General features: G+C 41.3%; 9 protein-coding genes. 3 read left to right on the forward strand and 6 right to left on the reverse strand.

Annotation, left to right across the window (positions count from 1 at the left end; translation table 11 throughout):
• Positions 1-50 precede the first annotated feature (50 nt).
• The 4 genes from ilvC to ilvD all read right to left on the reverse strand — a co-directional run bounded on the left by ilvC (position 51) and on the right by ilvD (position 5916).
• Entirely contained in the window at positions 51-1088 is a 1038-nt protein-coding gene (ilvC, locus tag ACW0TQ_RS14940; RefSeq protein ID WP_042530028.1) for a ketol-acid reductoisomerase, read from the reverse strand.
• Between the two features lie 44 nt (positions 1089-1132).
• On the reverse strand, positions 1133-1660 hold the full coding sequence (ilvN, locus tag ACW0TQ_RS14945) for an acetolactate synthase small subunit (RefSeq protein WP_042530026.1): 528 nt from the start codon (positions 1658-1660) through the stop codon (positions 1133-1135).
• Between the two features lies 1 nt (position 1661).
• The gene (ilvB, locus tag ACW0TQ_RS14950; protein WP_193065369.1) at positions 1662-3383 is read right to left on the reverse strand and encodes a biosynthetic-type acetolactate synthase large subunit; all 1722 of its coding nucleotides are present in this window, start codon (positions 3381-3383) and stop codon (positions 1662-1664) included.
• Between the two features lie 847 nt (positions 3384-4230).
• Positions 4231-5916, reverse strand: a complete 1686-nt coding sequence (gene ilvD, locus ACW0TQ_RS14955; protein ID WP_368900914.1) for a dihydroxy-acid dehydratase — start codon at positions 5914-5916, stop codon at positions 4231-4233.
• Positions 5917-6418: 502 nt separating this feature from the next.
• On the opposite strand from ilvD, the gene ACW0TQ_RS14960 reads away from it, so the two are divergent.
• Complete coding sequence (locus ACW0TQ_RS14960; RefSeq protein ID WP_212928349.1) at positions 6419-7576, forward strand: pyridoxal-phosphate-dependent aminotransferase family protein; 1158 nt, start codon at positions 6419-6421, stop codon at positions 7574-7576.
• 3 nt (positions 7577-7579) lie between these two features.
• Positions 7580-9166 carry a phosphoglycerate dehydrogenase gene (serA, locus tag ACW0TQ_RS14965; RefSeq protein WP_455725799.1) on the forward strand — a complete coding sequence of 529 codons (1587 nt, stop codon included), beginning with the start codon at positions 7580-7582 and terminating at the stop codon, positions 9164-9166.
• A 110-nt stretch (positions 9167-9276) separates the two neighbouring features.
• Here serA and ACW0TQ_RS14970 read toward each other — a convergent pair whose 3' ends face one another.
• Positions 9277-10059, reverse strand: a complete 783-nt coding sequence (locus ACW0TQ_RS14970; RefSeq protein WP_212928350.1) for an HAD family hydrolase — start codon at positions 10057-10059, stop codon at positions 9277-9279.
• A 139-nt stretch (positions 10060-10198) separates the two neighbouring features.
• Between ACW0TQ_RS14970 and ACW0TQ_RS14975 the strand changes: the two genes are divergently transcribed.
• Positions 10199-11293: a branched-chain amino acid aminotransferase gene (locus ACW0TQ_RS14975; RefSeq protein ID WP_042530013.1), complete on the forward strand. Its 1095-nt coding sequence runs from the start codon at positions 10199-10201 to the stop codon at positions 11291-11293.
• Positions 11294-11543: 250 nt separating this feature from the next.
• Here the strand turns inward: ACW0TQ_RS14975 and ACW0TQ_RS14980 are convergent, their stop codons facing one another.
• Positions 11544-12461 (reverse strand): aldo/keto reductase, encoded by a 918-nt coding sequence (locus tag ACW0TQ_RS14980; RefSeq protein ID WP_332094413.1) that lies wholly within the window; start codon positions 12459-12461, stop codon positions 11544-11546.
• Between the last annotated feature and the right edge of the window lie 345 nt (positions 12462-12806).

The following is a 12806-nucleotide window of genomic DNA, read 5'->3' on the forward strand; positions in this document are numbered from 1 at the left end:
ATCAACTCTGGGTGACTGCTCACCATCTTTAAAGAGCCTTATCAAAAAACTTAATTTTGAGCGTGTGCCTTTTCATTTTTTTCCGTTACATCGTTAATTGGTTTTTTAACAAATGGCATTAAAGCACGCAGTTCTCTTCCAACAACTTCAATTTGATGTTGATTTTCACGACGATTGATTGCGTTAAACTGCGGACGGCCTGTTTGGTTTTCGGAAATCCAGCCTTTCGCAAAGGTACCATTTTGGATATCAGAAAGAATATCCTTCATACGCTCTTTTGTTCCTTCATCAACAACACGAGGTCCAGATACGAAGTCGCCCCATTGTGCTGTATCGGAGATAGAATAACGCATGTTTTCTAATCCACCTTCATAAAGCAGGTCAACGATTAGTTTTAATTCATGCAGACACTCAAAGTATGCTACTTCCGGCTGATAGCCTGCTTCTGTCAATGTTTCAAATCCTGCTTTTACAAGTGCAGTAGCTCCACCGCACAGTACAGCCTGTTCTCCGAATAGATCTGTTTCTGTTTCTTCCTGGAAGCTGGTTTCCAATACGCCTGCTCTTGCTGCGCCGATACCATAAGAGTAAGCAAGTGCTACTTCTTTTGCATTTCCAGTGTAATCTTGTTCCACACCGTATAATCCTGGTACGCCAGCTCCTTCTTCATACGTGCGTCGTACTAAATGTCCAGGTCCTTTTGGTGCTGCTAAGAATACATCTACATTTGAAGGAGGCACGATTTGTGTAAAGTGGATATTAAATCCATGAGCAAATGCTAATGCATTTCCTTCCTGCAAGTTATCCTTGATGCTTTCTTCATATACTTTTGGCTGCATTTCATCTGGAAGTAATACCATTACTAAATCAGCCTGAGCTGTTGCTTCTGCTACTGAAAATACTTCAAAACCGTCTGCTTCTGCTTTTTGCTGTGACTTTCCTGGACGCAAGCCGACGATAACATCAAATCCCGAATCTCTTAAGTTCATTGCATGTGCATGACCTTGTGAACCATATCCAATAATTGCGATTTTTTTATCTCTTAGTACCTCTTGATTGATATCCTTGTTGTATAATACTTTTGCCATAATGTAATCTCCCTCTCATCTTTGTCTATTATTATAATTATTTATTATCCATGGGCTGACATATTGTTCAGCTCACTAAAACCTTGTTCAGGTTGATAACCTCTTGGAAATGCTGTTAATCCTGTTTTTGTTAAATCTTTGATGCCATATGGCCGCAGCAGTCCAATCAATGCATCGACTTTTTCCGGCTTGCCGGTAACCTGTATCATCAGGCTGTCTTTGCTGATATCAATCACATCTGCACGGAATGCCGTAATCAGTGTCATAATTTCAGGTCTCGTCTGATTGTTCGCGACCACTTTTACTAAAGCGAGTTCTCTAGTCACAATGGCTTTATCTGTGACATCTAAAACCTTAATGACATCGATTTGTTTATTCAGCTGCTTCGTTAATTGCTCCAGCTTCTGCTTATCCGAAATTTCGACAACAAATGTCATTTTGGAAATACCTTTTACATCCGAAGCGCCGACAGAAATACTTTCAATATTGAACTGGCGTCTGTGGAGCATGCCAGTGATTCGATTTAATACCCCGCCGCGATCTTGAACGGTGGCAATGATTATCCGTTTCATTTTATTTTGTCACCCCAATCATTTCGTGCATTCCTTTGCCTGGTGCAATCATCGGGTATACACATGTCTGTCTTTCAATCCGGCAGTCAATAACAACCGGGCCATCATGCGAGAAAGCTTCCTCCAGCGCATCTGGAACATTCTTTTCATCCTCTACACGCATTCCTTTGATTCCATAACTCTCTGCCAGTTTCACAAAATCAGGGTTTTCTGAAAATAAGGAATGAGAGTAACGTTCTTCATAAAATGTTTCCTGCCACTGTCTTACCATTCCAAGTGCTTCATTATTCAGAATAACCACTTTTACTGGCAAATTCTGTGTTTTCAAGATAGACAGCTCCTGCAATGTCATTTGAAAACCGCCATCTCCTACGATAGAGATAACCATCTTATCCGGCTTGGCGATTTGTGCGCCGATTGCTGCAGGAAAACCAAAGCCCATTGTACCAAGCCCTCCAGAAGTCACCCAATTATCCGGGTTCTTGAAGGTGTAGAACTGAGCTGCCCACATTTGATGCTGTCCTACATCGGTTGTCACAACCGCTTCTCCATTCGACTTTTCATATACCTGCTCGATTAGCCATTGCGGGCTGATTGGGTTATCCTCGCGGTTGTACCATAACGGATATTCTTTTTGATTCTTCTTGATTTTATCTAACCAGGCTGTATAATCTCCGCGGTTTACTTCCTGCTGCAGAAGTACGTTCAACGCCTGTTTCGCATCTGCTACGATTGGGATTGCTGTTTCAACGTTTTTCCCTATTTCAGCTGGGTCAATATCGATATGAGCTACTTTTGCATTAGGAGCAAAATGCTGCAGATTTCCAGTCAATCGATCATCAAACCGTGCTCCGATATTGATAAGCAAGTCACTTTCATAAATGGCTCTATTTGCTGCATACGTTCCATGCATTCCACCCATGCCAAGCGACAGGTTATCTCCGCCGGGATAGCTTCCCAGTCCCAGCAGTGTCGTGACAACCGGAATCTCCCAATTGTTGACAAATTGCTTTAACTCTTCTGTTGCTCCTGCAATTAAAATTCCTGCTCCAGCGAGTATGACCGGCTTTTCTGCTTTGCTTAGTTCATCCGTTACTTTTGAGATTTGCATCGGGTTCGGATAAACTGTCGGCTGATAGCCCGGCAAATAAAAATCATCCTCGTAATCATTGATTGTTACAGTTTCGGAAATACTTTTAGGAATGTCAATAACTACCGGACCTGGTCTCCCTGTTGTTGCAACATGAAATGCCTCGTTCACGATTCTCGGCAAGTCCGCGATATCATTTACCTGGTAATTATACTTTGTAACTGGTGTCGTGATTCCCATGACATCTGCTTCCTGAAAAGCATCTGTTCCAATAACCTGTTTCGCAACCTGTCCCGTGAATACAACTAATGGAATCGAATCCATCATAGCATCTGTAATTCCTGTAATTAAATTCGTTGCCCCCGGGCCTGATGTTGCAATAACAACACCTGGTTTCCCTGACACTCTTGCATAACCTTCCGCCGCATGTATGGAGCCTTGCTCATGTCGCGAAAGTACATGCTTGAAGGTTGTATCGTTACGGTGCAGCGCATCATAAATTGGTAAAACAGCACCCCCCGGGTAACCAAACACTACTTCAACACCTGCTTTTTCCAATGCCTGAACTAACAAATCAGACCCTGTGACCAAATTACTCTTCACTTCCACCCCTTGATTTGCATTAACTTTCACAACAATGCCCCTCCTTTTTCTTTTGAAAACGTGCCATTCACCACGCTTTCGGATGAATGATTGTGTTACACAAATGGAATACGCTGATATTTTCCTATTTGCTAAAAAAACTGAAATTTTCAATTAAACTAACTATTTGTCATGCGATTGGTTTCGGGTTTTTACGAAAATAATTAAAAAAGACCCTTTTCCCCCCCATGTACATGCTTTCTTATCATGTATGGGGCGAAAAGGATCTGCTTTTCACGGTACCACCCAGTTTTTCAAAGTTCTTTCAAACTTTGCCTCAATAGCTGCTAGAGCTATGTTTGATAACAGGTACATAGATTACCATGCACCTGGTCACATATAATTGGAATATTCCTTTCCATGTGACACTCAGGGACGATGTCGGAATAAGTAGCTATTCTGGGCTTCCAGCACCCCCAGATCTCTGTGAAAGCTATGGTCTTTTCCTTTTTTCCCGTCAACGTATTTAATATATTGGTGAAGCAATAACTTCTTGATATTTTAAAAATGTTTCGTTAAGAAATATCTTATATTGCGAACAATCATATCTTGTTTCTGTATGATAGTCAATAGTATTTTGTAATTTTTTTAATAATTCTATTTAGTCTGATTTTATGTATGCGTTTACATTGCTGATATATATTGTCATCGTACTTTTTGTTAAAATTAGATTACAGCTTATTTTTCTTAGGTTAGATACTTTGGCAAAGTGCTTATACTGCTGCTTCAAGCCGGCCATCCTAACAAATTATTTTAAATCCCGCTCCATTTAAACATGAAGAACCTCCATCAGATGATAATCGAATCACCTGATGGAGGTTCTATAAATTTAATTATGTTAATCACGATTCAAATAGTCAGTGACAGCACCTTTAGAAGAACATTTTACATTATGTGCGTATTTGCCTAAGATACCTTTTTTATATAATTCCGGCGCTTCCCATGCTTTACGACGCTTGTCCAATTCTTCATCAGACAGATCCACAAAGATTTCCTTCGTGGATGAATCGATAGTGACACTGTCGCCTTCTTCAAGGAGTGCGATTGGTCCGCCAGATTGTGCTTCCGGAGAGATATGTCCTACTACTAAACCATGTGTGCCCCCAGAAAAACGTCCATCTGTCAGCAATGCTACGGTTTCTCCCATTCCTTTCCCGACTAGAATACTGGAAATTGAAAGCATTTCCGGCATCCCTGGTGCGCCTTTTGGACCTACATAACGGATAATAAGTACATCGCCGTCTTTAATTTCATTATTCATCACGGCTTTTGTTGCTTCTGCTTCGGTATTAAATACGCGTGCAGGACCGGTATGTCTGGTTACTTTCACTCCGGATACTTTTGCTACCGCGCCTGTTGGAGAAAGGTTCCCTTTTAGAACAATCAAAGGTCCATCTTCTCTTTTTGGTTCATTTAATGGCATAATTACTTTTTGACCTTCTTTTAATGATGGTGCATCCTCTAAATTCTCTTTAATAGTTTTCCCAGTAACCGTCATACAGTCTCCATGCAGATAGCCATTTTCATAAAGCATTTTCATTACTGCCTGGACACCGCCAACATTGTGAAGATCCTGGAATACAAATTGCCCGCTTGGCTTTAAATCAGCAAGATGCGGCACTTTTTCCTGAAGACGGTTAAAGTCGTCTATGGTTAAGTCCACTTCTGCTGCATGAGCAACTGCCAGCAAGTGAAGAATAGCATTCGTAGAGCCGCCTAGTGCCATCACAACAGTAATCGCATTTTCAAAAGCCTCTTTAGTCATTATATCTTTTGGATAGATTCCTTTTTCCAACAATGTTCTGATGGCTTCCCCTGCTGCTTCCACATCGGCAAGTTTTTCCTGTGATTCTGCCGGATTGGAAGAGCTTCCCGGTAAGCTTAATCCCATGGCTTCTGCTGCGGAAGCCATTGTATTTGCGGTATACATCCCGCCGCATGCCCCTGCGCCCGGACAGGCATGACATTCAATCCGATTCATCTGTTTATCATCGATTTTCCCTGCATTATGCTGCCCGACACCTTCAAATACAGAAACAATATCAATGTCTTTTCCATCAAGATTTCCAGGTGCAATGGTTCCGCCATATACAAAAATTGCCGGAACCTCTGCATTGGCAATTGCCATCATACATCCAGGGATATTCTTATCACAAGCGCCTATCGCAACAAGACCGTCTAAATTTTCTGCCCCGACAACTGTTTCGATGGAGTCAGCAATCAAATCTCTGCTAGGAAGAGAATAGCGCATTCCCTGTGTTCCCATAGAAATACCGTCAGATACGGTGATTGTGTTAAAAATTAACGGCACACCGTCAACTTTTCTAACTCCTTTTTTAGCAACTAAAGCTAAATCATTCAAATGGATATTACACGGCGTTACCTCTGCCCATGTACTGGCAACTCCGACCATCGGTTTTTTAAAATCCTCATCGGTCACCCCGACTGCACGTAGCATCGCCCTATTAGGAGCTCGCATGGTGCCGTCAAAAGCTTTACTTTTTATCCTTAAATCTTTCTCCATTTTTACACCTTCCTTTTTCGACTATTATAGGTATAATATTCGCATAGTTCAATTTATTTAGTGTTTTTTCTTTTTTATAAACATCCTGGAAAGCGATTTCTATGCCGGAATGAACGGGTTTTGAATTTTTTAATGTCTCTCCTTAACGACAATTCTCTTCTCTGCTGCGCCCATATAATATGTAACTTTATATTGACAATACGGTTGAGGTTGCTATATTGGTAAGAAATACTTTTTCATATGAATCTGCATTTTTAAATACTTTTATGTTAAAATATCCGTATATTATTAATTGGATATCGATAAACATCCGTTTTTAACCTCACAAAAGTATCTTAACCTTATAAAAAATGTTACATTGTTTGCCAATAAAACATTTTAAAGACATTGTATTTTTTTATAAAACTGGATTCTTGAAAAGTTGCTATCATATCCAATAATACCAGTTTGGTACTTATTGATATTCCATTTATTAAATTCATTTTAAAGGAGCTTACCATTCATGCTAAAAGATCAGCACATTCTAAGAATACCTGGGCCGAGTCCTATCCCTCCAAGTGTAGGGCGCGCAATGAACCAGACTATGATCGGTCACCGCGGGAAAGAAACGAAAGAATTATTAGAACGGATTCTTCCAAAGCTAAAATCTGTATTTGGAACGAAGCAGGATGTGATTCCTGTTGCCGGGAGCGGGACAGCAGGTTTAGAAATGGCTGTCAGCAACGCTGCACACCCGGGAGATGATGTTCTTGTTATCGTCAGCGGAGCATTTGGTGATCGTTTTGCAAAAATATGCGATGCTTTTCAATTAAAGCTGCACCGAATTGATGTGGAATGGGGAGATACAATTGACCCTCAAGCCGTTCAAGAATATTTACAAGCACATCCGGAAATCAAGGTAGTCTTTGCTACATATTGTGAAACCTCTACCGGTATTTTAAATCCAATTGAGCAGCTTGCCAAAACCGTACATGAATCTTCTGATGCTCTTTTCGTTGTGGATGGTGTGTCCTGCCTGGGCGGCGTGGAAGCTAACATGGACGAATGGGGTGTGGACATTTATGTAACAGGTTCGCAAAAGGCATTTATGCTGCCGGCCGGTTTAATGTTCATTGCAGCAAGCGAGCGTGCCTGGAAGGTTATTGAAGACAATCCGCAGCCGCGCTTCTATTTAGATATGCGCGTTTACCGGAAAAACTTAGAAAAAGTATCTACACCGTATACACCTGCGCTTTCCCTTTTATTTGGACTCGATCAAGTTCTGAATCTGCTGGAAGAGGAAGGCCTGGAAAATGTGTACCGCCGGCATATCGTTATGCGTGATATGACAAGAGCTGCTTTTAAAGCACTGGATATTCCTTTACTGGCAGCAGATGAAGATGCTTCTCCAACCGTAACAGCGGTCCGGCCGGCGGACTTTGATTCAGAGGCGCTCCGTTCTGCAGTCAAGGAACAGTTCAATTTAACCATGGCCGGCGGACAGCAGCACCTGAAAGGATCGATTTTCCGTGTCGGGCACATGGGCTATTGCTCTCCTGCTGACGTGCTGCAAACAATCAGCTTAATCGAAATCGGTCTTGTGAAAATCGGAAAAGATATCCAGCTTGGCAAAGGGGTTCAGGCTGCCCAAGAAATTTATTTGCAACAGGAGGAAAAGTAACTCATGACATATCGTGTATTAGTCAGTGATCCATTAAGTGACGAAGGAATTAAACCATTAAGAGAAATCGAAAATATAGAGATTGTTAAAAATCCAGGCTGGGATGAAGCAGCGCTCTTAGAAAATATCGACCAATTCGATGCTTTACTCGTTCGCAGCCAGACACAGGTTACACGTCCTTTACTGGAAAAAGCATCCCGCTTGAAAATTGTCGGACGTGCCGGAGTCGGCGTAGATAATATTGATTTGGAAGCAGCAACAGAAAATGGAATTATTGTCGTAAATGCACCGAACGGAAATACCAATTCTGCTGCTGAGCATACTGTGGCCATGATTATGTCCCTGTCCAGAAATATCCCGCAGGCTTTCTATGCTTTAAAACAAAAGCAATGGGACCGCAAACGTTTTGTCGGTGTGGAATTAAAACAAAAAACACTGGGCGTTGTAGGACTGGGAAGAATTGGTGCCGAAGTAGCGAAACGCGCCAAAGGACAGCGCATGAATGTAGTTGCTTATGACCCATTCTTAACCGATGAAAAAGCAGAGCGGATGGGAATAACAAATGCTACGTTAGAGGAAGTGCTTCGAGCGGGTGATTTCATTACAGTGCATACACCGCTGTTAAAAGAAACAAAACATCTAATTAACGCAGAAGCCTTTGAATTGATGAAGGATGGCGTACAAATTGTTAACTGCGCCCGCGGCGGAATTATTGATGAGGATGCTTTGTATGACGCGATTGTTTCTGGAAAAGTAGCGGGTGCGGCATTGGATGTATTTGAGCAGGAGCCTTTTACAGAACATAAATTACTCACCCTGCCAGAGGTTGTGGCAACACCGCATTTAGGCGCCAGCACAATCGAAGCGCAAGAGATTGTAGCCATCGATGTCAGCCATGATGTTATCCGCTTCTTAGAAGGTAAAGCAGTCCGCCACCCCGTGAACATGCCTTCTATCCCTAGTGAAGCAATGCATCAAATCGAGCCTTATTTCTATTTAGCGGAAAAACTGGGTACATTTATTATCGATTTAGCAAATGAAGTCATAAATGACATTCGTATTATGTACTCCGGCGAATTAAGTGACATCGAAACAGGTCCGGTCACTCGCAATGCAGTGAAAGGTATCCTGAAACGATTCCTCGGCAGCCGTGTAAATGATGTCAACGCATTATACTTGGCGGATCGTAAAGGAATTACTGTCAGCGAAAGCAAAACATCGGCACAAAAAGGATTTACAAATCTGATTACGATAGAAGTAACTGGACCTTCCGGAAGCAGAAAAGTTGCCGGAACACTATTAAACGGTCTCGGAGCACGCCTTGTCCGTGTTGATGGCTATCAGGTGGATGCGACTCCAGAAGGACATATGGTTGTTATCCAGCATATTGACCAGCCTGGTGTTATCGGACGCATGGGAAGTGCATTTGCAGAGCATAATATCAACATTGCTACCATGCAGGTGGATCGTTCAGATGTAGGTGGAAATGCCATTATGCTGCTGACCATTGATCGTCATTTAGAAGATAAAGCTCTTTCCGAAATTGCATTATTAGACGAAATTAAATCTGTTACTGCGATTGATTTGTAAAATATATTAAAAAAACCGTTTGAACCATGGCGTGCAGCTGTGTTCAAACGGTTTTTTTATGGATAAAATTCCTTTATAAATTAAGGGTCCAGACATTCCCCCCCCCCCAATTAAGATTGCAGGATATTTTTTAACTCCGTAAGTGATTTGATTTCATAGGCTGGTTCGATGTCCGTCCTATTTTCTGCATCAAATCGATTCAACCAGACAGAATCAATACCTGTCCGATTAGCTCCAATAATATCTGTATTCAAATTATCACCGACCATGACTGCCTCTTCCGGATCAATAGCGAGATGCTGTAAAACATGATGAAATATCTCCGGATCTGGTTTTCCTGTTCCGATATCTCCAGAGATAAAAATTTTCTCGAAATAAGGAGGTAATTCAGATGAAATCTCTAATTTAAGGTTTTGGAGACTTGGCGAACCATTTGTAACCAAAGCAAGGCGATAATCCTTTCCCAGCTCTGTAAGAACAGACAAAGCATCCTCAAATAAATGCGGGCTCTCTATCCGATATGATCTAAAAGCCTCTGCCAATTTTTTAGCAAGTTCCGGCAGATCCGCCCCAGTATCTTTTAACCCCTCCAGCCAGGCTTTCTCCTGGTATACAGGAGCTATTTCCCGCAGCTTGCGGAACTCCTCCCCCGGGTCTTCAAACGTTGCCCACAGACCTTCAAATGGATTGATGCCAATTTTTTGTGTATAGGCATAGGTCGGGTAAGAAGCATATAATTCTCTTGCCCTCGTACGAACATTTTTTTCCAATTCAACCGGATTAGTACCTGCTTCCTTTTCCGCCAGCCGACATGTTAAATCAAAAGCATCCTGTACACTTTTTTTGTCCCATAAGATTGTATCGTCCAAATCAAATAATACCATTTTTTTCATTATTCATTTCCTCACTTTTCCATTTTAATCGTACCCGTAATCATAATTTAATAAATTAATTTAAAATTTAGTCTTGCTAAAATCTTTGATATGTCTTATGATATATAGAAATTTAATCAATGGCAAGGAGACTTTTGATATGGAAGAACAAACTATTCGCGTGCAGCGTTGTGAGACAAAAAAAGAAAAGCCACAGGATGATCAATTAAGTTTTGGGAAGATTTTCACAGACCATATGTTTGTGATGGATTATTCAGAACCGTTAGGGTGGCATAATGCGAGCATTGTACCATATCAACCACTACAAATTGAACCTTCTGCAATGGTATTCCACTATGCACAGTCTGTTTTTGAAGGTTTAAAAGCCTATCGTACGGATAACGGAAGCATTGAATTATTTCGTCCAGAGAAAAACATGGAACGTTTAAACAGATCAAATGATCGTTTATGTATCCCTCCGATTGACGAAGAATTTGCTTTAAAAGCCATTAAACAACTGGTTTCAATTGATCGTGATTGGGTCCCTCATACAGAAGGTACATCGCTATATATTCGCCCGTTTATTATTTCAACAGAAACTTACATCGGCGTGTCTGCATCTACACGCTATAAATTTATTGTCATTTTATCACCGGTAGGCGCTTATTATAAAGAAGGCATCAACCCGGTAAAAATTGCAGTAGAAGATGAATATGTACGTACCGTAAAAGGCGGTACCGGCGAAGCGAAAACAGGAGGAAACTATGCTGCAAGCTTAAAAGCACAGGAGCTGGTTGCTCAAACTGGTTATACGCAGGTTCTCTGGCTGGACGGTGTAGAAAAGAAATATATTGAAGAAGTTGGAAGCATGAATGTTTTCTTCAAAATCAACGGTGAAGTAATCACACCTAAACTGAACGGCAGCATCCTTTCCGGAATTACACGTTCCAGCGTCATCGAGCTGTTACAGCACTGGGATATCCCGGTGGTTGAAAAACGCATTTCTATCGAAGAATTGTATGAAGCTTACCAAAGAGGAGAATTAGAAGAAGCATTCGGTTCTGGTACAGCTGCAGTTATCTCTCCGATCGGCGAATTAAAATGGGGAGATAAACAACTGATTATCAACGATGGAAAAACAGGAGATATCTCGAAAAAAGTCTACGATACGATTACAGGTATTCAATATGGCCATATGGAAGATCCATTTAACTGGATGCAAAATATTGAAACCGAAAGTCCTGTAAAGCATTAATATTGAAAAACCAGACTGGAAAAATCCAGTCTGGTTTTTTTAGTTTCATAATATAAAACGAAACTTCATTCAGTGGGCGTTTTTGCTTTTCTCCCGCCGAATTAGCCTAAGTGATTCAGGGAGTTAGCGTCCGTTATCTCCCGTCTAAATAAATTTATTTTCGCTCTTTATTTTGAGGCGGGAGTTGTACGGACGATTCTCCGTGATAATCAATAATTATCTGATGCTGTATACGTTTTTAGAGCTTTCTTTACAGTAATTTATTACCTGCAGATTGCCATAATTGATACCATTCTTCTCTCGTCAACGTAATATCCGCTGCTTTTACCATTTCCGACAAACGTTTTGGAGTCATCGTTCCAATAATTGTTTGAATATTCGCAGGATGACGCAAAATCCATGCTATTGCTATCGTCTCACGGGCAACACCATATTTTTCTCCAAGTTTGTCCAGCTCTTTATTTAATTCCGGATAAGCATCCCGATCCATAATAAACCCGCCGAAGAAACCGTAACGGAGCGGGGACCAGGCCTGAATTGTCATATTATTTATCTGGCTATAATCAATCACTCCGCCATCTAAATCCTTTGCCTGATCAAAGGCCGTATTTGCATATAATCCCTGATCAATCATACCGGAATTTGTAACACTTAACTGTAACTGATTAGCCACGAGATCCTGCTCCACATATTTTTTTAATAACTCGATTTGACGCGGCCGGAAGTTACTTACCCCAAAATGCCGGACTTTCCCGCTTTTTTCTAACTCTGAAAATGCTTCTGCCACTTCTTCCGGCTCCATCAGCGCGTCCGGACGGTGAATCAAAAATACATCTAAGTAATCTGTCTTCAAACGCTTTAAGCTTTCTTCAACAGATGAAATCAAATATTCCTTGGAAGAATCATAAAATCCGTTACGGATGCCTGCTTTCGACTGAATTATCATTTTTTCGCGAATAGCGGGGCTCATATTAATCGCATCCGCAAATACCGATTCAGACTTTCCTTTTCCGTAGATATCTGCATGGTCAAAAAAATCGATTCCATGATCCAATGCATTATGAATCACTTTATTCGCTTGCTCTTTCGTACTTTGCTGCATCACCATACATCCTAAAGAAATGACTGGAACAGATAATTCGCTGTTTCCCAATTGTATACGCTTCATAATAATTCCCTCCCTGCTTTCTATTTTATCACAAGCTTCGACATTCCCGATAATAATCCGAGCTTGTTTTACTTTTTTCTTTATGGGAAATCAAGAACGTCAATGAATCTTTAAAACATCGGTGTTCTTGCCAAAGAGAGGTCCGCTACGACGGGTTTCGATGGGACGAGTAATCGCAAAAGCTCTTCGATGGGACGAGTAATCGCAGTCCCAGTCCCAGTGTGAAGACCCCGCAGAAAAAAAGCGAACTTCTTTTTTTCTACCCGCTGGGCATAAGTGCGACTTTGCTTCTGTCTGCGCCTGACGGCTTGCCAATCAGCAAGTCTTCTTTAAAGGAGATGAGCT

This window comes from Oceanobacillus sp. M60, assembly GCF_053839645.1.

What these genes read in the sequence shown, in the direction of transcription:
- ilvC (WP_042530028.1), bottom strand. Translation starts at nt 1,088, where the DNA reads ATGGCAAAAGTATTATACAACAAGGATATCAATCAAGAGGTACTAAGA.
- ilvN (WP_042530026.1), bottom strand. Translation starts at nt 1,660, where the DNA reads ATGAAACGGATAATCATTGCCACCGTTCAAGATCGCGGCGGGGTATTA.
- ilvD (WP_368900914.1), bottom strand. Translation starts at nt 5,916, where the DNA reads ATGGAGAAAGATTTAAGGATAAAAAGTAAAGCTTTTGACGGCACCATG.
- ACW0TQ_RS14960 (WP_212928349.1), top strand. Translation starts at nt 6,419, where the DNA reads ATGCTAAAAGATCAGCACATTCTAAGAATACCTGGGCCGAGTCCTATC.
- serA (WP_455725799.1), top strand. Translation starts at nt 7,580, where the DNA reads ATGACATATCGTGTATTAGTCAGTGATCCATTAAGTGACGAAGGAATT.
- ACW0TQ_RS14970 (WP_212928350.1), bottom strand. Translation starts at nt 10,059, where the DNA reads ATGAAAAAAATGGTATTATTTGATTTGGACGATACAATCTTATGGGAC.
- ACW0TQ_RS14975 (WP_042530013.1), top strand. Translation starts at nt 10,199, where the DNA reads ATGGAAGAACAAACTATTCGCGTGCAGCGTTGTGAGACAAAAAAAGAA.
- ACW0TQ_RS14980 (WP_332094413.1), bottom strand. Translation starts at nt 12,461, where the DNA reads ATGAAGCGTATACAATTGGGAAACAGCGAATTATCTGTTCCAGTCATT.